The organism is Cupriavidus sp. UGS-1 (genome assembly GCF_021213615.1).
In the GTDB taxonomy this organism is placed as follows: Bacteria; Pseudomonadota; Gammaproteobacteria; order Burkholderiales; family Burkholderiaceae; genus Cupriavidus.
On record NZ_JAJQJF010000018.1, the window covers coordinates 57,596 to 78,076 of the forward strand.

The following is a 20,481-nucleotide window of genomic DNA, read 5'->3' on the forward strand; positions in this document are numbered from 1 at the left end:
GGCACCATGCCGGATTCGAAATTAGAGTCTGGCCTCCAATCGGCGGGCGCCATCCTTTCGCAACAACTACGCGGCGACCCGTCCTTCGGTCACGCCGCCTGCAGCGAGCGCTCGGCATGCAGATGGCTGCGGGCCTCCTCGAACAGTGCGTCGACGCCGTCCCGCGTGCGGATCGCGTGCATCCGGCGCGCGTCCGACAGCACGCGCCGCCATCCTCGCCCACCGGCCACGCCGCGGTACAGGCCGAGCATGTGCCGCGTCGCCGCGCCCATATACCCGCCCCGCTCCACCAGGTCGCCGATATAGCGCTGCATCGCCAGTTCGGCATCAAGGCGCGACGGCGACGGCCCCGTATCGCCGTAGTAGCGACGATCGACCTCCGCGAGCAGGAAGGGCTGATGATAGGCTTCGCGGCCAATCATCACGCCGTCGACATGGCGCAGATGCGCGTCGATCTCGTCGTAGCGCGTGATGCCGCCATTGATCAGGATTTCGAGCCGCGGAAATTCCCGCTTCAGCTGGTAGGCGACCTCGTAGCGCAACGGGGGAATCTCGCGGTTCTCCTTGGGGCTCAGCCCCTTCAGGATCGCGTTGCGCGCATGGACGATAAAGGTCTGGCAGCCAGCTTCGGCGATCGTCCCGACGAAATCGCGAACAAAGTCGTAATGCTCGATCGTATCGATACCGATGCGATGCTTGACAGTGACCGGCACCGACACCGCGTCGCGCATCGCTCGCACGCAGTCCGCGACCAGTTGCGGCTCGGCCATCAGGCAGGCGCCGAACGCACCGCGCTGGACACGTTCGGACGGACAACCGCAGTTCAGATTGATTTCGGCGTAGCCCCAGCGCTCGCCCAGCTTGGCGGAGGCCGCCAGATCGGCCGGCTCGCTGCCGCCCAGTTGCAGCGCGACCGGTTGCTCGGCCGGATCGAAGTCCAGATGGCGGGCGACATCGCCATGCAGCAGCGCACCGGTCGTCACCATCTCGGTGTACAACCAGGTGTGGCGGCTCAGGTGGCGATGAAAGGTGCGGCAATGACGGTCAGTCCAGTCCATCATTGGCGCCACCGAAATGCGCCTCGGATTGGCCTTCTCGGGACCGGCTGGGGCCGGGGCCGCGCCAGCGGCAAGCGATTCGGACATGACTTCGGTCGGTTATCCCGTCCATCGACGGGAACGAGGAAAACCCGCGAGTTTACCAGCCAGCCCGCAACCTTGCCCGCTCGGCGGCTCAGTCGTTCAGTCGCTGCTGCCGAGGCTGCAGTTCCAGCCCCAGCTTGACGAACAGGTCGAAGGCGTCGGCCAGCAGGTGCTGCTGGCGCGGCAGCAGACTCGCATACGGCATGTCGTAGATCGACTGGTGCGCGCCGCGGTTGCCCTTGAGTCCGCGATCGCGGGCGATATCGGACAGCAGCGCCGCGAAGCCGGACAGATCCTCGGCATCGATGGCGTTGTTCAGCACGGTGGCCAGCAACTGCGGCGAGGCAGTGGCCCAGCACCCGACCAGTTCGGCGTTGGCCGCCCCTTCCGGGAAATCGGAGGAATTGTCGCTTGCATCCATATCAGCATTGTCGGCGCTGATTTCGCCATCTTTAGACCCCCCCTACGAGAGGGGGGGGGTCTCCAGGCGGCCGCGCCGTCACGGTCAGCTTGCGGCGTTGCGCTCCACCCAGGCCGCAAAGGTCGTCAGGAATTTGCCTAGAAAGGCACGTGTCGATTCGTTGCCAATATTGCCCTGCTCATCGAACAGCTTGTCGACACCACCGATATAGGCCTCCGGCATCTGGAGCACCGGTACGTTGAGAAACACCAGCGACTGGCGCAGATGGTGATTGGCGCCAAACCCGCCGATCGCGCCCGGCGAGGCGCTGATCACGGCCCCCGGCTTGCGATCCCACGCACTCTGCCCGTACGGGCGGGAACCCACGTCGATGGCATTCTTCAGCGGCGCGGGAACCGAGCGGTTGTATTCCGGGGTGACGAACAGCACCGCGTCGGCGCGGCGAATCCGGTCACGAAACGCGGTCCAGGACGCCGGCGGGTTCTCGTCTTGGTCCTGGTTGTACAGCGACAGCTGGCCGATCTCGACGATGTCGAGCTTGAGCTCGGGCGGGGCCAACTGCGCTAGCGCCAACGCCAGCTTGCGATTGAAGGAATCCTTGCGGAGACTGCCCACCAGTACCGCGACGTCGCGTGGAGTGCTCATCGTGCTTCCTTTTCTGAAAGAGACGGGGAAAGGAAAGACTGCCGAAAGGCCGCGGGAGCAGCGATCGCCGGCCCGCGCCCAGACCACACTCTAACCCGATGTCGTTTCAGCCGTGCGCAGAGAGCCCCTGTACACCGAAGCGCGTGGTGGATTACGACCGCAAGCCAGCGAGCGGATGCTCGTCGGTGCGCCACGGACTGTCGAAGAAGGCGAGCACCTTGTTGCGCTCGACCTCGTCGAGCCGGGCTGGCCGCCACTTCGGCGCATGGTCCTTGTCGATCGCCAGCGCACGGATGCCCTCGACGCCGTCGCCGTAGCGGAACACGTCGTGCATCATGTCGAGCTCCATGCGAAGTTCGTCCTCGAGCGCCATCGTCCGCGCGCGGCGGATCTGCTCCAGCGTCACACAAAGCATCAGCGGGGAGCGCGTACGCAAGGCGGCGGCCGTTTGCGCCGACCAGTCGTCGCCGGCATCACTGACGATGGCGACGATGTCCTGCACCGTGGCCGCGCCGAAGGCCGCGTCGATCGCGTCCAGCTGGCGCGCCAGCAGGCTCGCCGCCGGATCGCAAGTGGCGCGATGCACCGCGCTGCTGGCGTCGATCGCGGCCAGCACCTCATCGCCGCTGGCAAAGTTGCCGGCACGCAGCGACGCCACCAGCTCGGCCAGCGCGTTGCTCGGCACGAAGGCATCTGCCAGGCCGGCGTACAGCGCGTCGGCGGCGTGAATCACGTTGCCGGTCAGCCCCAGAAATTCACCCAGGCGGCCGGGTGTCCGCGCCAGGAACCAGCCGCCGCCCACGTCGGGAAACAGGCCGATATTCGTCTCCGGCATCGCCATCTTGGTCCGCTCGGTGACCAGGCGCCGCCGCGCCCCTTGCGAGATGCCCATGCCGCCGCCCATCACCACGCCGTCCATCAGCGCGATATAGGGCTTCGGATAGCGGTGGATCTTGTGATTGAGCGCGTATTCCTCGACGAAGAAACGGTCCAGCGTCGGGTCGCCGGCCAGCGCGGCCTGATGGAAGAAGCGGATGTCGCCGCCCGCGCAGAAGGCCTTGCCGCCCGCGCCCGCGACCACCACGGCGACGACGCCGGGGTCGGCCGCCCACTGGTCCAGCGCTTGCGTCAGGGCGCGCACCATGTCGAGAGACAGGGCGTTCAGGGCCTGAGGGCGAGCCAGCGTCAGATAGCCGACACCGCCGACGACTTCGGTTGCAACAAACTCGGTCATGTCTCCTGTTCCTGTGGTGACGAAATGCAGGCCGCCACTGTACACCAGCCATGCCGGCCCGCTATCCGTACCAGCGGCCGGATGGCGGGATTCGGGCGGGAATCAAGCGGAATCTACGCGAGGCGGAAGCGCCCCATCAGGCCGGTCAGCCGCTGCGCCTGGTCTTCCAGCGAGGTCGCCGCGGCCGCCGCCTGCTCGACGAGCGCCGCATTCTGCTGCGTCATGCCGTCCATCTGGGTCACCGCCTGGTTCACCTGCTCGATGCCCTGCGACTGCTCCATCGAGGCGGCGCTGATGCCGCCGACGATCGCGCTGACGCGGCGAACCGCGCCGACGATGTCTTCCATCGCGCGGCCTGCATCGGCGACGATATCGCTGCCGGCGCGGACGTTGCGCACCGACTCATCGATCAACCCCCGGATTTCCTTGGACGCGGTCGCGCAACGCTGCGCCAGATCCCGCACGTCGCCCGCCACCACGGCGAAGCCACGGCCATGCTCGCCGGCGCGCGCCGCCTCGACCGCCGCGTTCAGCGCCAGGATATTGGTCTGGAACGCGATCTTTTCGATCACGTCGATGATGTCGACGATCTTGTTGGCGCTGGCGTCGATCGCCTGCATGGTGTCGACCACGCGCGTGACCGCCTCCCCGCCCCGCTCCGCCAGCCCGCTGGCGTCGCCGGCCAGCGCATCCGCTTCGCGCGCATTGTCGGCCGTCTGACGCACCGTGCCGGTCAACTGCTCCATGCTCGACGCAGTCTGTTCCAGCGAGGCCGCCTGCTCCTCGGTGCGTTGCGACAGATCCGCGTTGCCCATCGCGATCTGCCGGCTCGCCGCGGCAATCGCATCGGCGCCGGTGCGCACCTCTCCCACCATGCCGGCGAGACTCGCTTCCATGCGCGCCAACATGGCCAGCATGCGGCTGGTCTCGTTGCGGCTCTCCTCCCCGGCCAAGCCGCCGTCACGGGCTCCAGCAGGACTATGCCGCTGTGGCGACGTATCGAGAGTCCGGGCCGCGCTCAAGTCCCCGCGCGCGATCCGCTCGAATCGCCCGATCGCAATATCGAGCGGACCGACGATCGATCCGCGCAGCCGCCAGGCAAAGACAGTGCTGAATGCCAGACCAAGCACCAGCAGCGCCACGGACCACGCGCGCAGCTTCGCATAGCGCTGCTGCGAATCCTGATAGACGGCCTCGGCCGCGGCGGTCTGCAGCTTGTTCAATTCCGCATTGGCCGATGTGAACGCGATATCGAGCTTCGGAATGGTGTCGAGCACCAGCGCCATCACACGCTCGCGATCGCCCGCCTTCAGCGCGGCAATCATCGGCTCGACCCCTTGCTTGTGCAGCGCCTCCCGGCGCGCCGACACCAGCTCCGCGGCACGGTCCTCCTCCCTCCCGCGCGGCAGTGCGAGATAGGCCTTCCACGCCGTCTCCGACGCACGCGCGAATCCGGCGGCGGTATCGGCGCGCGCCAGCGCATCGGCCGGATCGGCGGCGAACGTGGCCTGATCGAGCAGCACGCGCACCAGCAACTGGTTCGCGCGCGCCTCGGACAGGTGCATTGCAGCGGTCAGCTGATGCTGATAGATCTGCCGCGTGGCATCGTTGCTGCGGGACATGCCAAGCCAGCCAAAGGCGCCGACGATCAGCAGGATCAAATTGGTAACGACAATCAGGCCCCACAATCTGGCGCCAATGGTGGTGTTGCGAAACATTCGAGCTCCCCGGTCTTTTCGTGCGATCGCGGCATGTGCGCCGCCCCGCTATCAACGGCGTGCCCGGGCATTCCTTGACGGCATCGGAACGAAAGACTGTGTAACCGTCCGATGTACGAATCGGGCCGCCGCCGACCGCTCGAATCGAGCGATGGACCGTAGAATCGCCAGATCTGATCGCCGGAGAACCACCATGACCGTCAAGCGCATCGTCGCCAATATCGCAACCCCGAACATCGACCAAGCCCAAGCGTTCTATGGCGATTTGCTCGGCATGGAAGTCGTGATGGATCACGGCTGGATCCGGACTTATGCGACCGGACAGCACACCACGCCGCAGATCAGCATCGCGACCGAAGGAGGCTCCGGTACCCCGGTGCCGGACCTGTCGATCGAAGTCGACAACCTCGACGAGGTCCATGCCAAGGCCGTACAGGCTGGCTTGTCGATCGAATACGGCATCGCCGAGGAACCCTGGGGCGTGCGCCGCTTCTTCGTCCGCGATCCGTTTGGCAGGCTGGTGAACATCCTGTGCCACCTCTAAGCAAGATGGCTCCGCTTCGCAACGGCGCGGGCATAAAAAAGCCCGATGCCGGTGAAGGCATCGGGCAAATACAACCGACTAGGAAATAGGCGCTGACGAGACACGGCGACCGGCGCAGTACCGCTGATGGGGGCAGCGGCTCTGTTACCGCCCTACGCATCTCGTCCTCGCCCGCTGATACCTTAGTTCCAGCGTGCCGTGTCTCATACTGAAAACAGGCTCGGTTCTGTAGAGAACCGACGGCGCTGGCCCAACGCGAAGCGAAGACGGTCGCCATCATCGCGAAAAGGGCATCTTCTATCGCCTCAAGGCGGGAAACGCCCTTGTTGACCTGCGCGGCCTGGCGTCGCCTTCGAACACAGCAATCCGGACTGGCTGACGGAGCGCCCAATGCGGGACGGCCTTGCCGGAGCGGCCCTTTCGGAAGCACGAGCGTTGATCATGGAATGTGAAAGAAGGAAACCCGAATCCGACAGAAGCTTCTCCGACTGGTGGCGTAATGGCTGCCCGGCCCTTTCCATGGAGGAGATATGCCGTTCTGCAACGACACCCGCTATTTCACGCAAGAGGAAGATCCCGCTTACGAGCTCGTCCTCGCCCCTGGTGCCCAGGCACCGTACTCGGGCATCTATCGATGTGAGGGCTGCGGTTCCAGCGCCATCTCGCCTCGTGAACAACCATTGCCCCCGCCGAACCACCATGTTCATGGGGCCCTGCAGGGACACATCCGCTGGCGGCTGATCGCCAGAACGACCCACCCGTAATCCCGATGCCCGCAATGGGTTGACCCGTCAGGCCGGTACCCGAAACGCCCGATGAAGCTCGTCGGGCGTTTTGCATTGGAGCCTTGCCCGGTACGGCTGACGGGCAAAAAAAAGCCCGATACCACCAAAGGTATCGGGCAAAAACAACCGATCAGGAAATGGGCTCGGACGAGACGCGGCGACCGGCGCATTGCCGCCGATGGGGGCAGCGGCTCTGTTACCGCCCTACGCACCTCGTCGTCGCCCGGTGATACCTTAGTTCCAGCATGCCGCTCCTCATACTGAAAACGGGCTCGGTTCTATAGACAACCGACGAAGCCCGGCCAAGCACCAAGCCATGATGGTCCGATCGCCCGGCGAAGCACCGCCCGCAGACAACAAAAAAGCCCGCGTGGCGCTAACTACGCGGGCTTCTTCTTCGACTCGACTGCGTTTCTACTCGTCTTCCAACACTGCGATCAGGGCGTCGGCGTACTGAACGGCCCGCTTCGCGGTGGCCTCCACTTCGAGTTCGCCCGACATACTGGTGACCAATCCTTGCATCGCCATCGCGGCAAGATGCAGTCGTTGGCTTGTCGACGAAGCGGCGTAGAAGGACAGGTCGTCGAGACGTTCGACGATCTCTCTCACATGCTTGACGAGCTCTTGCGAATGGCTTTCGTCCATACTTCCTCCCTTCAGGGGTTGAGGAGCTGTCATGGTGCCAAGCCGAACCGGAACAAAGAAGCAGTTGATGATGGGAATCTTCGATACCGGAACGGAAATCGAAGGTTTGCGGTGCGCGGCTTTGCAGCTCGTCGATCGATGAGGCGCCGCAGTGACATGACCCATGCCCAAGCGGCACTCCCCGGCCGACCTGCCGGCGCCGACGGCTGAAGAGCCGCGCGACATCTGGGAGCGAAGCGGCTGCCTGACGTGACATGCTATGGGAAATCGCGCGCCTGCGGCAGCGTGTCGCCTCGACACACTAGTTCATAGCGCTGTTCGAGGCCGGCCAGCCCGGCGCAAAGTTGTGGCACACACCTACCTGGCCAAGTTCGACCGAGCCGTGCGCGCTCGAGGACATCGAGGCCGACTACAGCGGGCACACCTTGGCTCGCGGAAATGGCGCGGCGAGATCCGTACAGACGAAGAGCTGCAGCAGTTCAAGGCGATGCACCGTGAGGCGCACGGGGATCAACAAGCGGAAGCGCCGGGGGCGTCGGTGAACCTACATTGCCATCGACGCGCCCCAACTAGACTTGATGCCATGGGGATACTGCGTTGCAGGGAGGAGCCATGACCGCCACGACCGAGTCCGTCAGGCTGCTGCGCCCCCCGCTTCTGTTCGACCGGTTATACGCGGACGCAACCGGCGAATCTCACTTCGCTCCGCTCTCCGTCGCCATGACGGAACGGGTGTTTGCCCCACCAGCGCCCGCATTCTGGGTGTCGTCCCTGGCCGAAGCCACACAGCAAGGGTTTCTCTTCCTGCCCGCCGGCTGGACCGGGGAACGCCATCCATCCCCGATTCGCATGTGGATCTTCGTGCTGTCCGGCGCCATGGAATTCCAGGCCAGCGATGGCGACAGCCGCCCACTGCCGACCGGCAGCGCGTTGATGCTTGAGGACACCTCGGGCAAGGGACATCTCAGCTGGGTTGTCGACCCCGACGATGTCACGCTGGCTGTCGTGCAGCTACCAGAGGCGTAGGCCATGGCCACCGCTCGGCCGCCCGCCCCCTACGCTGGCCGAACTCTCGCCAATCTTCTGAACCGGATGCACGTACTTGGGAAAGAGAAGGGATCAATCGTGATCGTGCCCGGCTCTCAGTGGAGCACTTGGCTGGCGTGCCGCGACCTGAGGTTGTGCGCACGTTCCTGGGCTTGTACCCGGCAGACAGGATGGCACCCGAATCAGCGCCGCCCCCGCCGCGAACGAAGAAGCCCCAACAGTCGCGAGGGGCCGTCTCCGCTTCCTGATAGGGAGTCGGGCCCCTCGCGCAAGATGGAGAGGGACGCCGATCTACGTCAACCCGCCGCCTTTTCCTTGCGATGTACCTTGGCCTTGTGGGCGGAGCGATGCGTCCGCTTGTGCTCAGCCTTTGCTTTGGTGTGAGTGTCCTTGGTGGCGTTGTCTTTGGTGGCTGCCGGCGCCGCGGGGGTCGCCGGTGTGGCCGGTGTCGCCGGGGTCGCGGGAGTGGCGCCCTGAGCGAAGGCAGCCCCGGATACCAGCATGGAAACGGCAGTGGCAAACACAGCAAGCTTGCCGGTGGTTGCAATACGCATGGAATTTCTCCTTGGGTCGATGGGAGAACTGCTGCACGGAGTTGTCGGGGTTGGCACACCACTGCCACGCCCGACAAGTCCAAGAACGCGCCGCTCAGCGGGGTCGTTGACGCGATATCAGGGGGCAGTTACGGGGCCGACTGTCGCCGCCGATTTCCTGGCGATCCGCAAAGCGCCCATAGTCTTCGCATACGAGGGCATGCGCCGAGGGAAGGTGGAAAAGGTCGAGGCCAAAGTGGCCACCGGTAAGGGAGTGCAAGCCCTTGTCGGCCTTTGCAATGTGACATACCAACGTTCCGCTGACATCCGTCATCGCCCATGGTCGCAAGCAGATGAGGCGGCCGGCGTCATTCGCTTCGTGCCGAGCAAGGCGGAGGACAGCACCGGAGAGCCGGTCGACCGGCCACTCACACCAGAGATCGCCGCGGTGCTGAAGCGGGCGCAGGACTTGCGCACATCCCGTGAGGTTCAGAAGTTGGGCGACGACTATGTCCTGACGGACATGCACGGAAGCAGAAGACAGCGCCAGCTTGCCGCGCCCAGTGGCGCGAAGCGATGGCGCGTGCGGGCCTAGGTGAGAAGGACTACACCATCAAGGATATTCGCGCGAAGGCCATGACCGATGCGAGCAAGGTCGGCTACGACCTGGACGAACTGCAGGCGGCCGGCGCTTACGCTGCCCCCCCGACGACGCAGGGCTACATCAAGCAGCGCGAGGTTCCAGTGTCACTGTCCGACTGCTGTTGCCGGCGACTTGATATTGGATGCCATCCAAGAACCTGCCTCTAGCGCGCCACAGTAGAAAAAGCAAAAGCCCGCGCAATCTTGCGATTACGCGGGCTTCAATTTGGTCGGGGCGAGAGGATTTGAACCTCCGACCACCTGCACCCCATGCAGGTACGCTACCAGGCTGCGCTACGCCCCGAAAGCACAAGAGTATATCAGAAGCCCCACCGAAATGAATAGGCGGTGGGGCGCATTTTTTAGTCCTTGGCGGCGATCTGCTTCAGTTGCGCGAGCACGTGCTGCACCTGGATCAGGTCGGCACGCAGCGCGGGGACGTCGACGGTCAAGACGGACGCGGACGGCGCGATGCCGGTGCTCGCCGGAGGCAGCGGCGCGGCCTCTTCGGGCATGGCAGGTTCGGCGTGATGCCGCCCTTCGTCGAGCCGGTTGCGCGCGCCGTTGATGGTGAAGCCCTGCTCGTACAGCAGTTCGCGGATGCGGCGAATCAGCAGCACTTCGTGGTGCTGGTAGTAGCGCCGATTTCCGCGTCGCTTGACGGGCTTGAGTTGCGTGAATTCCTGTTCCCAATAGCGCAGCACGTGCGGCTTGACGGCGCACAGTTCGCTCACTTCACCGATGGTGAAATAGCGCTTGGCGGGAATAGGCGGCAACGTGATGCGCTCGCTCGATTTATCCGACATGCAGTGGACGGACGGGTTTCAGGCCGGGCCGGCGGTGGTTGGAGTGGGATGGCGCGCCGACTCGGCGCGCAGCAGCAGCATACAGACTGGCCGCGGGAGCGGCAATGGACCGCGTCGCTACGGCCGTCGACTGTCGTCAGTTGGTCAGTCGCTGGACGCCAGCCCGGCGCGTTCCTCGACCAGGCTCTTGAGCTTCTGGCTGGCGTGGAAGGTCACCACGCGGCGTGCGGTGATCGGGATGATTTCGCCGGTCTTCGGATTGCGGCCGGGGCGTTGCGGCTTGTCGCGCAACTGGAAGTTGCCGAACCCGGACAGCTTGACGCTGTCGCCCTGCTCCAACGCTTCGCGGATCACGTCGAAGAACGCTTCGACCATGTCCTTCGATTCCCGCTTGTTGAGACCGACCTGGTCGAACAGCATCTCGGCAAGTTCGGCCTTGGTCAGGGTAGGCACCTCGGTGACGCGCGGTTCCGGCGCTTCTTCCGGCTGCGTAGCCGCGCGCCGGTCGTCAGCTTCGCCCAATGCTGCTGCGGTCATCAGAGTCGCGTGTTGGTCGTTCATCTCGTCAGTCTGCCGCCCGGATGCGGGTGCCCGGGCGGCCCATTCAGGGTTCGGGCTGTGGCTAGCCGCGCAGCCTGGCGCCGAAGGCGGCGGTGGCGGCTTCGACCATGCAGCGCACGGCGCTGTCGACGGTCTCGTCCTGGAGGGTCGCCCCAGTATCTTGCAAGGTCAAGCGGAAGGCAAGGCTTTTCTCGTCCGCGCCGATGGCCGCTGAAGCGGCCTTCGGGCGGAATTCGTCGAACAGCACGAGGCTCTGCAGATAGCGTCCGAAACCCTGCTTGTCGAGGGCGGCGCGCATCGCATCCGTGAGATCCTGCACACGCACCGTCTGCTTGACTACCAGCGCCAGGTCGCGCACGGCGGCCGGGAACTTCGAGATCTCGGCATAGCCGGGCAAGCCGATGTCGCGCACCGCGTCCAGGTCCAGTTCGAACAGCACCGGCGCGTTGCTCAGCTCGTATGCCTGCAGCCACTGCGGATGCAGCTCGCCGATGACGCCGACCGGCTTGCCGTCGAGCAGCACCGTGGCGGCGCGGCCCGGATGCAGCGCGGGATGCGAGACCGGTTCGAAGCGCGCCTGGCGCGGATGCAGCAGCGCTTCGACATCGCCCTTGATGTCGAAGAAATCGACCGGCCGCGTCGGCACGCCCCACTGTTCTTCGAAGGCCGGGCCGTAGGCGATGCCGGCCACGCGCATCGGCTGATCGTAGCCTGCGACCGTCAGGCCGCCATCGGTGGTAGCGGCGTTGCGCAGGAACACGCGGCCAACTTCGAACAGGCGCACGCGTGCGGCCTTGCGGTTCAGGTTGTAGCGAACCTTGTCGAGCAGGCCGCCGATCAGCGTCGAGCGCATCACGGCGAGCTGGCTGGCGATCGGGTTCAGCAGGCGGATCGGGTTGCCGTTGGCGGCGAAATCGCGCTCCCACTTCTCCTCGACGAAGGCGAAGTTGATCACCTCGTGATAGTCGCGGGCGGCGACGGCATGGCGCACCGCATGGGTCGAGCGGCGTGCCTCGCCGGTCGGGCGCATCTCGCTCTCGGCGACCGGCGGCCGGGCCGGAATCCGCTCGAAGCCGTAGATGCGAGCGACTTCCTCGATCAGGTCCTCTTCGATTTCCAGATCGAAGCGATAGCTCGGCGGCGTGACCTCGAACACGGTGCCTTCCGCGCCCTCGTTCTGCGCGAACGGCAGGCCCAGCCGCTGAAACACGTCGGCGATGTCTGCGGGGTTCAGCGCGATGCCGAGCACGCGTTCGGCGCGCGCGACGCGCAGCCGCACCGGCGGACGCTGCGGCAGGTTGACCGCCTGATCGTCGACCGGGCCGGCCTGGCCGCCGCAGATCTGCAAGATCAGTGCGGTGATGCGCTCGATATGCTCGACCGTGGTCGCATAGTCGACGCCGCGCTCGAAGCGATGCGCGGCATCGGTCGAGAAGTTGTAGCGGCGCGCGCGGCCCTGGATCGCCTGCGGCCACCAGAACGCGGCTTCCAGATAGATGTTGGTCGTGTCCAGCGTCACGGCGGTGCTGTCGCCGCCCATGATGCCGGCCAGGCTCTCGATTTCCTTGTCGTCGGCGATCACGCCGACGTTCTCGTCGACCTCGACGGTATTGCCGTTCAGCAGCTTCAGCTGCTCGCCCTTGCGGCCCCAACGCACGTCAAGGCCACCGTGGATCTTGTCGAGATCGAACACGTGCGATGGACGGCCCAGTTCGAGCATCACGTAGTTCGAGATGTCGACCAGCGCCGAGATGCTGCGCTGGCCGGCGCGCTCGAGCCGCTGCACCATCCACGCCGGCGTCGCGGCGCGGGCATTGACGCCGCGGATCACGCGGCCGCTGAAGCGGCCGCACAGGTCGGGCGCGGAAATCTTGACCGGCAGCCGGTCATCGATGGTGACCGCCACCGGTTCCATCACCGGCAGCGTCAGCGGCGCGCCGGTCAGTGCGGCGACCTCGCGCGCGACGCCGTGGATCGACAGGCAATCGGCCTTGTTCGGCGTCAGCTTGATCACGAAGACCTGGTCGTCGAGGTCCAGGTAGCGGCGGATGTTCTCGCCGACCGGCGCATCGTCGGGCAGGATCAGCAAGCCTTCATGGTCCTCGGACAGCTTCAGTTCGCGCGCCGAGCACAGCATGCCGTAGCTTTCGACGCCACGCAGCTTGCCGACCTTGATCTCGAACGGCTTGCCGCCGGCTTCGGTCGGCGGCAGCACGGCGCCGACCAGTGCGCACGGCACCAGGATGCCGGGCTTGACGTTCGGCGCGCCGCAGACGATCTGCAGGGTCTCGCCGGTGCCGGCGTCGACCTGGCAGACGTTGAGGCGGTCGGCGTTCGGATGGCGCTCGGTGGCGAGCACGCGGGCGACCACGATCTTGTCGAACGGCGGCGCGACCGGCCCGACCTCCTCGACTTCCAGCCCGGCCATGGTCAGGCGGTGCGAAAGCGCGTCGGTGGTCAGGTTGTCGGGATTGACGAAGGTACGAAGCCAGGATTCCGAGAATTGCATGGCGCTACTGATCCGGTGGGTATGCTGTGGGCGGCGGCACGGCGCCGCCAGGGTTCGACGATGACGCTACGGCCGTTCGGGCTGGCAGGCAAGGCGCGGTGAAATCACGCGCCCGGGCCTTCACGCAAACTGGCGCAGGAAACGCACGTCGCCTTCGAAGAACAGGCGCAGGTCATTGATGCCATAGCGCAGCATCGTCAGCCGCTCCAGCCCCGAGCCGAACGCGAAGCCGATATAGCGCTCGGGGTCCAGCCCCATGTTGCGCATGACGTTCGGGTGCACCTGGCCCGAGCCGGAGATCTCCAGCCAGCGGCCCGCATTCTTGCCCTCCTCGAAGGCCATGTCGATCTCGGCCGACGGCTCGGTGAACGGAAAGTACGACGGACGGAAGCGCACCTGGATATCGTCGCGCTCGAAGAACTTGCGCAGGAAATCGGTATAGACGCCCTTCAGGTCGGCGAAGCTGACGTTCTCGCCGATCCACAGGCCTTCGACCTGGTTGAACATCGGCGAATGGGTCGCGTCGCTGTCGACGCGATAGGTGCGGCCCGGGCAGATCACCTTGATCGGCGGCATCGCCTTGCCGCGGTACTTCTCGACGTGCATGCGCGCATAGCGGACCTGCATCGGGCTGGTATGCGTGCGCAACAGCAGCAGCTTGTCTTCGCTGTCGCGGCCGTCGACGTAGAACGTGTCCTGCATCGAACGCGCCGGGTGGTTGTCCGGGTTGTTCAATGCCGTGAAATTCATCCAGTCGGTCTCGATCTCGGGACCGTCGGCGACATCGAAGCCGATCGATCCGAAGATCTGCTCGACGCGCTCCCAAGTGCGCATCACCGGATGCAGGCTGCCGCGCGCGACGGCGCGTCCGGGCAGCGTGACATCGATCGCCTCGGCCGCCAGCCGCGCGTTCATCAGCGCGTCGGCCAGCGCCTGGCGGCGCGCCTGCAGCGCGGCCTCGACCTGCTGCTTGGCCTGGTTGATGCGGGCGCCCTGCTCCTTGCGGGCCTCCGGGTCCAGTTTGCCGAGGCCCTTGAGCAGCTCGGTCAGCGCGCCGGTCTTGCCGAGAAAGCGCGCTTTCTCGTTTTCCAGCGTGGCGTTGTCGTTGGCGGCGGCGAAGGCGGCCTGCGCGTCGGCGACGATTTGGTCCGGATCCAGTGACATGGCGGTGGTCGGCGATGAATGGTGTATGGCTCTGGGTCCCGCACGCGGCGGGACCGGCAAAAAAAAACGGGACTCGATTCGGAGCCCCGTTTCGGCGGCCCCTTGGCGGAGGCCGCTTTCGACCTTGCGGTCGGTGCATGCGCCCGGTCGCTTGCGCGACCGGAACCGGCATCAGGCAACGGCGGCTTTCACCTGGTTGACGATGGCGGCAAAGGCAGGCTTGTCGTGAATCGCCATGTCCGACAGCACCTTGCGGTCCAGCTCAATCGAGGCCTTCTTCAGACCGTTCATGAACACGCTGTAGGTCATGCCATGCTCACGCGTCGCCGCGTTGATACGTGCAATCCAGAGGGCGCGGAACACGCGCTTCTTGTTGCGACGATCGCGGTATGCGTACTGGCCAGCACGCATGACCGCCTGCTTGGCGATGCGATAGACATTATTGCGACGGCCGCGGTAACCCTTGGCAGCGTCAATGACTTTCTTGTGGCGGGCCCGTGCGGTGACCCCACGTTTGACTCGAGGCATGAAACTCTCCTTTCGTTTTCGTCAGGGGTTAGGCGTAGGGCATCATCGCGCGAACGGACTTCAGGTTCGTCTCATGGACGTCCTGAGTGCCACGCAGTTGACGCTTGTTCTTGGTGGTCTTCTTCGTCAGGATGTGACGCTTGAAGGCCTGGCCACGCTTGAACGAACCGTTCGGACGCGCAGTAAAGCGCTTGGAAGCGCTTTTCTTGGTCTTCATCTTCGGCATGAAAAACTCCAGCTCTATGACATGCATGCAGGTGGACGGCTGACGCCGACGCTTGCAAGACCCGCATCCACTTGTTTTGCACGGCGCCGCGAGCGGCCCGCGCTGTGTTCGCGTGTCGTCCGGACGCACAACCGGCGCCCGCACGCCACGCAAAACCCGCTTACTTTTTCTTCTTGGGCGCCAGCACCATGACCATCTGGCGGCCTTCCATCTTCGGCATCTGCTCGACCTGGCCGAACTCCTCCAGATCGCTCTTGAGCCGCTCGAGCATGCGCGCGCCGATTTCCTGGTGGGCCATCTCGCGACCACGGAAACGCAACGTGATCTTGGTCTTGTCGCCGTCTTCCAGGAATCGCTTCAGATTGCGCAGCTTGACGTTGTAGTCGCCATCATCCGTGCCCGGGCGGAATTTGACTTCCTTGACCTGGATGATCTTCTGCTTCAGCTTGGCCTCGTGGGCGCGCTTGGCTTCCTCGTACTTGAACTTGCCGTAGTCCATGATGCGAACCACGGGAGGAGACGCGTTGGGCGCGATCTCCACCAGATCCAAGTCCTTGTCTTCCGCCTGGCGCAGTGCGTCCATGAATTTGACGATGCCCAGCTGCTCGTTATCAACCCCTACCAGGCGCACTTCGGGCGCGCTGATCTCGCGGTTGATGCGATGACCTTTGTCCGTAGCGATGTTCCGTTACCTCAAGAAGAAAAAAACAAGCCGTGCTCCCATCAGGCTTTGGTGGCGACGTCGTTGTTCAGACGCTCCACGAACGCGGAGACGGGCATCACACCCAGATCCACGTTGCCACGGGCACGCACGGCCACTTGATTGGCGTCCCGCTCCTTGTCGCCGACCACGATCAGGTACGGCACCTTCTGGAGCGAGTGCTCGCGGATTTTATACGTAATTTTCTCGTTACGCAAATCCGCCTTGGCCCTAAACCCTTGTTTTTGCAGCAGTTGCACGACGTTTTCCGCATATTCCGCCTGCGAATCCGCAATATTCATCACCACGACCTGCTCTGGGGCCAGCCAGGCCGGCAGCGCGCCGGCGTGGTTCTCCAGCAGGATGCCCAGGAAGCGCTCGAACGAGCCCAGGATCGCCCGGTGCAGCATCACCGGCCGCTTGCGCGAGTTGTCCTCCGAGACGAACTCGGCATCCAGCCGCTCCGGCAGCACCAGATCCAGCTGCAGCGTGCCGCACTGCCACGAACGGCCGATCGCGTCCTTGATGTGGTATTCGACCTTCGGGCCGTAGAAGGCGCCCTCGCCCGGCAGTTCCTCCCACTGCACACCGCAGGCGCGCAGCGCCATCCGCAGCCCCTCTTCGGCGTGGTCCCAGACCGCGTCCGAACCGGCACGCTGCTCGGGACGAAGCGACAGCTTGACGGCGACGTCCTTGAAGCCGAAGTCGTCGTAGACCGAGAACGCCAGGTCGTTGAAGGCCTTGGCCTCGGCGACGATCTGCTCTTCCGTGCAGAAGATGTGGGCATCGTCCTGCACGAAGCCGCGGACGCGCATCAGGCCGTGCAGCGCGCCGGACGGCTCGTTGCGGTGGCAGGAGCCGAATTCGGCCAGCCGCAGCGGCAGGTCGCGGTACGAACGCAGGCCGTGGTTGAAGATCTGCACATGGCCGGGACAGTTCATCGGCTTGATCGCGTAGTCGCGCTTCTCCGACTCCGTGACGAACATGTTTTCCTTGTAGTTCTGCCAGTGGCCGGACTTCTCCCACAGCGAACGATCCATCACCTGCGGCGTGCGTACTTCGCTGTAGCCGGCCTCCGTCAGCCGGCCGCGCATGTATTGCTCGACCGCCTGCCAGATCTGCCAGCCCTTCGGGTGCCAGAACACCATGCCGGGCGCCTCTTCCTGCAGGTGGAACAGGTCCAGCAGCTTGCCCAGCTTGCGGTGGTCCCGCTTCTCGGCTTCCTCGAGCATGTGCAGGTAGGCGTCCTGGTCTTCCTTGCGGGCCCAGGCCGTGCCGTAGATCCGCTGCAGCATCTCGTTGTTGGCATCGCCGCGCCAGTAGGCGCCGGCCACCTTCATCAGCTTGAAGACCTTCAGCTTGCCCGTGGACGGCACGTGCGGGCCGCGGCACAGGTCGACGAACTCGCCCTCGCGGTACAGGCCGATTTCCTCACCGGCGGGAATCGACGCGATGATCTCGGCCTTGTACTTCTCGCCCATCGACTCGAACAGCTTGACCGCCTCGTCGCGACTCCAAACCTCGCGCGACACCTTCTCGTCCTTCTTCGCCAGCTCCACCATCTTTTTCTCGATGGCTGCCAGATCCTCCGGCGTGAAGGGGCGCTTGTAGGCGAAGTCGTAGTAGAAGCCGTTCTCGATCACCGGACCGATCGTGACCTGCGCGTCGGGATACAGCGACTTGACCGCATAGGCCAGCAGGTGGGCCGTCGAGTGGCGAATGACCTCGACGCCCTCCGGATCCTTGTCCGTGACGATGGCCAGCGAGGCATCGCGATCGATCAGGTAGCTGGTATCGACCAGGTTGCCGTCGACCTTGCCGGCCAGCGCGGCCTTGGCCAGGCCGGCACCGATGCTCTGCGCGACCTGGGCGACCGTGACGGGTTCGGGGAACTCGCGGCGGGAGCCATCCGGCAGCGTGATTGCGATCATCTTGGACCTCTTACAGGGAATCCGCCGGCAACGATCGTCGCTTCGGGGCGGATGAATATTTCTCGACTGGCCGCCCCGCATGGGACCGGGCGACCGGCAGCTTATCAGGGTGCTGGCAGGCGACAGGCGAAAAAAAACGCGGCCAAGGCCGCGTTTTTCATAATTTCACCCAATCGATCGGCCCGATGTACCGGGCGACCTGGGACGAAGACGCACCTCGACCTACTGTCGCTTGTCAGCGGTAGTAGTTCGCGGTGTCATAACCATGGCGTCTGGATGTCCTTCGGTGAAATGTACTGGGTACTGCTGTCTTCGGTACTGCAATTCGTTGGTAGGCTCGATTGGACTCGAACCAACGACCCCCACCATGTCAAGGTGGTGCTCTAACCAGCTGAGCTACGAGCCTAGCGAAGCCGCAAGTATAGCATCACTTTCTTTGAGCCTGCAACACCCCGGACACCTCTTCGATCAGACCGAGCGCGCGCTGCAGCTGGGTGGCCTCAGCCACCTCGGCGGTGAACTGCATCCGGGCCACGCCCTTGCTGCTCAGCGTCTTGACCCCGGTGACGTTGATCTTCTCGCGCGACAGCACCTCGGAGATGTCGCGCAGCAGCCCCTGGCGGTCGATCGCCTCGACGTGGATCGTGACCGGATAGACCGCGTCGCTCTTCTTGCCCCACTCGGTCTGGATGATCCGCTCTGGCGCGCGCGCGGCCAGCTGCTGGAACGTATGGCACTGGCGCCGGTGGATCGACACGCCGCGTCCGCGCGTGACGAAGCCGACGATATCGTCGGGCGGCGCCGGCTTGCAGCAGCGCGACATCTGCGTCATCAGCGAATCGACGCCGACCACCAGCACGCCGCTCTTGGCGCCGCGCGCCACGCTGGTGGCGCGGCTCTTCTTGGTGACCGCCTCTTCCTCGCTGACCTGCGGCGCGCCCTCGCCCTCGGGATGGCGCAGCGCCTGCTCGACGTGGCGCAGGCTGAATTCCTCCTTGGCCACCGCCGCATACAGCTCATCCGGCGTCTTGAAGCCCAGCCGCGTCGCCAGCACGTCCAGATTGACCGCGGTCTTGCCCTCGCGCTGCAGCGTCTTGTCGATCAGCACGCGGCCCTGCGCGATGGTTTCCTGCGAATCGAGCGCGTTGAACCACGCGCGCACCTTGGCGCGCGCCCGCGAGCTGGCCAGGTAGCCGAGGTCCGCATTGAGCCAGTCGCGCGACGGGCCGCCCTGCTTGACCGCGACGATCTCGACCGTCTGGCCGTTCTTCAGCGGCGTGTTCAGCGGCACCATCGCGCCGTCCACGCGCGCGCCCCGGCAGCGATGGCCGAGGTCGGTATGCAGGTAGTAGGCGAAGTCGACCGGCGTCGCGCCCTGCGGCAGCGCGACCACCCGCGCCTGCGGCGTCAGCACGTAGATGTGGTCGTCGATCGCCGCATGCTTGAGCTGCTCCCACGGCGATTCGTCGTGCGCCACCGTGTGGTCGGCATCGTCCTTCCACGCCAGTAGCTGCCGCAGCCAGGCGATTTTCTCGTCGTAGCTCTCGTTGGCGGCGAACTGCCCGCTGTAGCCCTTGCCGCCGGCCTCCTTGTAGCGCCAGTGCGCGGCCACGCCGTACTCGGCGAAGTGGTGCATCTCGTGGGTGCGGATCTGCACCTCGAAGGCGCGCCCGTCGTCGCCGATCACCACCGTGTGCAGCGACTTGTAGCCGTTGGCCTTGGGACGCGAGATGTAGTCGTCGAACTCGCGCGGAATCGGCTGCCAGACGTGGTGCACGATGCCGAGCACCGCGTAGCAGTCCTTGATGTCGTCGACGATCACGCGGAAGGCGCGCACATCGTACAGATCGGCAAAGTCGAGATCCTTGCCCCGCATCTTCTTCCAGATGCTGTAGATGTGCTTGGGCCGGCCGCTGACCTCGGCGCGGATGCCGGCCGCGGCCAGCTCGCGCTGCAGCCGCTCGATCGCCTGCGCGATGTAGCCCTCGCGCTCGATGCGCTTTTCATCAAGAAGGCGCGCGATGCGCTTGTAGGTGTCCGGCTGCTCGAAGCGGAAGGCCAGGTCTTCCAGCTCCCACTTCATCTGCCAGATGCCGAGCCGGTTGGCCAGCGGCGCGTAGATGTCCAGCGTTTCCCGCGCCACGCCGGGCAGCGGCGCGTTCTTGGTCTGCGCCAGCCAACGCAGCGTCTGCAGCCGCGAGGCCAGTCGCACCAGCACGACGCGGATGTCCTGCGCGAAGGCCAGCAGCATCTTGCGCAGCGCCTCGACCTGCTCGTGGCGCGCCTGCGCCTCGTTGCGCGAGGACGGCGCCTCGACGGTATCGCCGCGATTGACCGCGATCGCGCCGATGCGCAGCAGCTGACGCACGTCCTTGACCAGGCGGGCGACCTCGTCGCCGAAGCGCTCGGGGATCTCCGCTTCGGTCTCCGGCACGAAGGCCGCCACCGGGAACAGGCAGGCCGCGGCGCGCGCGGCGTCGTCGATGCGCAGGCCGTCGAGAATGCGCAGCATCCCCTCGGCATGCGACAGCACGCTCTCGCCGGTGGGCAGCGCTACCGCCTCGCCATGCTCGCGCGCGTACGCCAGCGCCTGCTCGACCAGGCCCGCGTCCGGCGTACCGGCGATCTGCCCGGCCGCGTCGGTGGACGTCACCATGTCACCACTTCCCCTGCTGCACCTTTCAACCTACCTTCAATGCA

At 65.1% G+C, this 20,481-nt stretch carries 19 protein-coding genes and 2 tRNA genes; 3 read left to right on the top strand and 18 right to left on the bottom strand.

The annotated features are described in order from the left end of the window. Nucleotides 1-89: 89 nt before the first annotated feature. From dusA to LRR16_RS20075, 5 genes are all read right to left on the bottom strand, one after another. On the bottom strand, nucleotides 90-1,145 hold the full coding sequence (gene dusA / locus LRR16_RS20055) for a tRNA dihydrouridine(20/20a) synthase DusA (protein WP_232206907.1): 1,056 nt from the start codon (nucleotides 1,143-1,145) through the stop codon (nucleotides 90-92). A gap of 88 nt (nucleotides 1,146-1,233) precedes the next feature. Further along, nucleotides 1,234-1,563, bottom strand: coding sequence for a hypothetical protein (locus LRR16_RS20060; protein WP_006575455.1), 330 nt, complete (start codon nucleotides 1,561-1,563; stop codon nucleotides 1,234-1,236). Nucleotides 1,564-1,647: 84 nt separating this feature from the next. Then, nucleotides 1,648-2,208, bottom strand: coding sequence for an NADPH-dependent FMN reductase (locus LRR16_RS20065; protein WP_232206908.1), 561 nt, complete (start codon nucleotides 2,206-2,208; stop codon nucleotides 1,648-1,650). 151 nt (nucleotides 2,209-2,359) lie between these two features. Beyond that, nucleotides 2,360-3,442, bottom strand: a complete 1,083-nt coding sequence (locus LRR16_RS20070) for an enoyl-CoA hydratase/isomerase family protein (protein ID WP_232206909.1) — start codon at nucleotides 3,440-3,442, stop codon at nucleotides 2,360-2,362. Between the two features lie 113 nt (nucleotides 3,443-3,555). Further along, nucleotides 3,556-5,160 carry a methyl-accepting chemotaxis protein gene (locus tag LRR16_RS20075; RefSeq protein WP_232206910.1) on the bottom strand — a complete coding sequence of 535 codons (1,605 nt, stop codon included), beginning with the start codon at nucleotides 5,158-5,160 and terminating at the stop codon, nucleotides 3,556-3,558. A gap of 193 nt (nucleotides 5,161-5,353) precedes the next feature. Between LRR16_RS20075 and LRR16_RS20080 the strand changes: the two genes are divergently transcribed. Continuing rightward, entirely contained in the window at nucleotides 5,354-5,704 is a 351-nt protein-coding gene (locus LRR16_RS20080; RefSeq protein WP_064577209.1) for a VOC family protein, read from the top strand. A 1,199-nt stretch (nucleotides 5,705-6,903) separates the two neighbouring features. Here LRR16_RS20080 and LRR16_RS20085 read toward each other — a convergent pair. Further along, nucleotides 6,904-7,299 (bottom strand): hypothetical protein, encoded by a 396-nt coding sequence (locus LRR16_RS20085; protein WP_232206911.1) that lies wholly within the window; start codon nucleotides 7,297-7,299, stop codon nucleotides 6,904-6,906. Between the two features lie 447 nt (nucleotides 7,300-7,746). On the opposite strand from LRR16_RS20085, the gene LRR16_RS20090 reads away from it, so the two are divergent. Then, complete coding sequence (locus LRR16_RS20090; RefSeq protein ID WP_232206912.1) at nucleotides 7,747-8,160, top strand: cupin domain-containing protein; 414 nt, start codon at nucleotides 7,747-7,749, stop codon at nucleotides 8,158-8,160. A 317-nt stretch (nucleotides 8,161-8,477) separates the two neighbouring features. On the opposite strand, the gene LRR16_RS20095 is transcribed toward LRR16_RS20090, so the two are convergent. Further along, nucleotides 8,478-8,735, bottom strand: coding sequence for a hypothetical protein (locus LRR16_RS20095; protein ID WP_082928256.1), 258 nt, complete (start codon nucleotides 8,733-8,735; stop codon nucleotides 8,478-8,480). 214 nt (nucleotides 8,736-8,949) lie between these two features. Here LRR16_RS20095 and LRR16_RS20100 point away from each other — a divergent pair, with 214 nt between their 5' ends. Then, nucleotides 8,950-9,309 (top strand): hypothetical protein, encoded by a 360-nt coding sequence (locus LRR16_RS20100; protein ID WP_232206913.1) that lies wholly within the window; start codon nucleotides 8,950-8,952, stop codon nucleotides 9,307-9,309. A gap of 274 nt (nucleotides 9,310-9,583) precedes the next feature. Here the strand turns inward: LRR16_RS20100 and LRR16_RS20105 are convergent. The 11 genes from LRR16_RS20105 to LRR16_RS20155 all read right to left on the bottom strand — a co-directional run bounded on the left by LRR16_RS20105 (nucleotide 9,584) and on the right by LRR16_RS20155 (nucleotide 20,437). Further along, a tRNA-Pro gene (locus LRR16_RS20105) sits at nucleotides 9,584-9,660 on the bottom strand. Nucleotides 9,661-9,718: 58 nt separating this feature from the next. Next, a complete protein-coding gene (locus LRR16_RS20110; RefSeq protein ID WP_232206914.1) occupies nucleotides 9,719-10,162 on the bottom strand; it encodes a MerR family transcriptional regulator in 444 nt (147 codons plus the stop codon). A 144-nt stretch (nucleotides 10,163-10,306) separates the two neighbouring features. Continuing rightward, on the bottom strand, nucleotides 10,307-10,699 hold the full coding sequence (locus tag LRR16_RS20115; protein ID WP_370646864.1) for an integration host factor subunit alpha: 393 nt from the start codon (nucleotides 10,697-10,699) through the stop codon (nucleotides 10,307-10,309). 85 nt (nucleotides 10,700-10,784) lie between these two features. Continuing rightward, nucleotides 10,785-13,232, bottom strand: a complete 2,448-nt coding sequence (gene pheT, locus LRR16_RS20120) for a phenylalanine--tRNA ligase subunit beta (protein ID WP_232206915.1) — start codon at nucleotides 13,230-13,232, stop codon at nucleotides 10,785-10,787. A 120-nt stretch (nucleotides 13,233-13,352) separates the two neighbouring features. Beyond that, nucleotides 13,353-14,390: a phenylalanine--tRNA ligase subunit alpha gene (pheS, locus tag LRR16_RS20125; protein WP_172682488.1), complete on the bottom strand. Its 1,038-nt coding sequence runs from the start codon at nucleotides 14,388-14,390 to the stop codon at nucleotides 13,353-13,355. Between the two features lie 177 nt (nucleotides 14,391-14,567). Further along, on the bottom strand, nucleotides 14,568-14,924 hold the full coding sequence (rplT, locus tag LRR16_RS20130) for a 50S ribosomal protein L20 (RefSeq protein WP_006575465.1): 357 nt from the start codon (nucleotides 14,922-14,924) through the stop codon (nucleotides 14,568-14,570). A gap of 28 nt (nucleotides 14,925-14,952) precedes the next feature. Continuing rightward, entirely contained in the window at nucleotides 14,953-15,150 is a 198-nt protein-coding gene (rpmI, locus tag LRR16_RS20135) for a 50S ribosomal protein L35 (protein ID WP_006575466.1), read from the bottom strand. Between the two features lie 160 nt (nucleotides 15,151-15,310). After that, a complete protein-coding gene (gene infC / locus LRR16_RS20140; protein ID WP_082371427.1) occupies nucleotides 15,311-15,832 on the bottom strand; it encodes a translation initiation factor IF-3 in 522 nt (173 codons plus the stop codon). Nucleotides 15,833-15,873: 41 nt separating this feature from the next. Next, nucleotides 15,874-17,781, bottom strand: a complete 1,908-nt coding sequence (gene thrS / locus LRR16_RS20145; protein WP_232206916.1) for a threonine--tRNA ligase — start codon at nucleotides 17,779-17,781, stop codon at nucleotides 15,874-15,876. 329 nt (nucleotides 17,782-18,110) lie between these two features. After that, nucleotides 18,111-18,187 (bottom strand) — tRNA-Val (locus LRR16_RS20150). Nucleotides 18,188-18,208: 21 nt separating this feature from the next. Further along, nucleotides 18,209-20,437, bottom strand: coding sequence for a bifunctional (p)ppGpp synthetase/guanosine-3',5'-bis(diphosphate) 3'-pyrophosphohydrolase (locus LRR16_RS20155; RefSeq protein WP_006575470.1), 2,229 nt, complete (start codon nucleotides 20,435-20,437; stop codon nucleotides 18,209-18,211). Nucleotides 20,438-20,481 lie beyond the last annotated feature (44 nt).

What these genes read in the sequence shown, in the direction of transcription:
- dusA (WP_232206907.1), bottom strand. Translation starts at nt 1,145, where the DNA reads ATGTCCGAATCGCTTGCCGCTGGCGCGGCCCCGGCCCCAGCCGGTCCC.
- LRR16_RS20060 (WP_006575455.1), bottom strand. Translation starts at nt 1,563, where the DNA reads ATGGATGCAAGCGACAATTCCTCCGATTTCCCGGAAGGGGCGGCCAAC.
- LRR16_RS20065 (WP_232206908.1), bottom strand. Translation starts at nt 2,208, where the DNA reads ATGAGCACTCCACGCGACGTCGCGGTACTGGTGGGCAGTCTCCGCAAG.
- LRR16_RS20070 (WP_232206909.1), bottom strand. Translation starts at nt 3,442, where the DNA reads ATGACCGAGTTTGTTGCAACCGAAGTCGTCGGCGGTGTCGGCTATCTG.
- LRR16_RS20075 (WP_232206910.1), bottom strand. Translation starts at nt 5,160, where the DNA reads ATGTTTCGCAACACCACCATTGGCGCCAGATTGTGGGGCCTGATTGTC.
- LRR16_RS20080 (WP_064577209.1), top strand. Translation starts at nt 5,354, where the DNA reads ATGACCGTCAAGCGCATCGTCGCCAATATCGCAACCCCGAACATCGAC.
- LRR16_RS20085 (WP_232206911.1), bottom strand. Translation starts at nt 7,299, where the DNA reads ATGGGTCATGTCACTGCGGCGCCTCATCGATCGACGAGCTGCAAAGCC.
- LRR16_RS20090 (WP_232206912.1), top strand. Translation starts at nt 7,747, where the DNA reads ATGACCGCCACGACCGAGTCCGTCAGGCTGCTGCGCCCCCCGCTTCTG.
- LRR16_RS20095 (WP_082928256.1), bottom strand. Translation starts at nt 8,735, where the DNA reads ATGCGTATTGCAACCACCGGCAAGCTTGCTGTGTTTGCCACTGCCGTT.
- LRR16_RS20110 (WP_232206914.1), bottom strand. Translation starts at nt 10,162, where the DNA reads ATGTCGGATAAATCGAGCGAGCGCATCACGTTGCCGCCTATTCCCGCC.
- LRR16_RS20115 (WP_370646864.1), bottom strand. Translation starts at nt 10,699, where the DNA reads ATGACCGCAGCAGCATTGGGCGAAGCTGACGACCGGCGCGCGGCTACG.
- pheT (WP_232206915.1), bottom strand. Translation starts at nt 13,232, where the DNA reads ATGCAATTCTCGGAATCCTGGCTTCGTACCTTCGTCAATCCCGACAAC.
- rplT (WP_006575465.1), bottom strand. Translation starts at nt 14,924, where the DNA reads ATGCCTCGAGTCAAACGTGGGGTCACCGCACGGGCCCGCCACAAGAAA.
- rpmI (WP_006575466.1), bottom strand. Translation starts at nt 15,150, where the DNA reads ATGCCGAAGATGAAGACCAAGAAAAGCGCTTCCAAGCGCTTTACTGCG.
- thrS (WP_232206916.1), bottom strand. Translation starts at nt 17,781, where the DNA reads ATGATCGCAATCACGCTGCCGGATGGCTCCCGCCGCGAGTTCCCCGAA.
- LRR16_RS20155 (WP_006575470.1), bottom strand. Translation starts at nt 20,437, where the DNA reads ATGGTGACGTCCACCGACGCGGCCGGGCAGATCGCCGGTACGCCGGAC.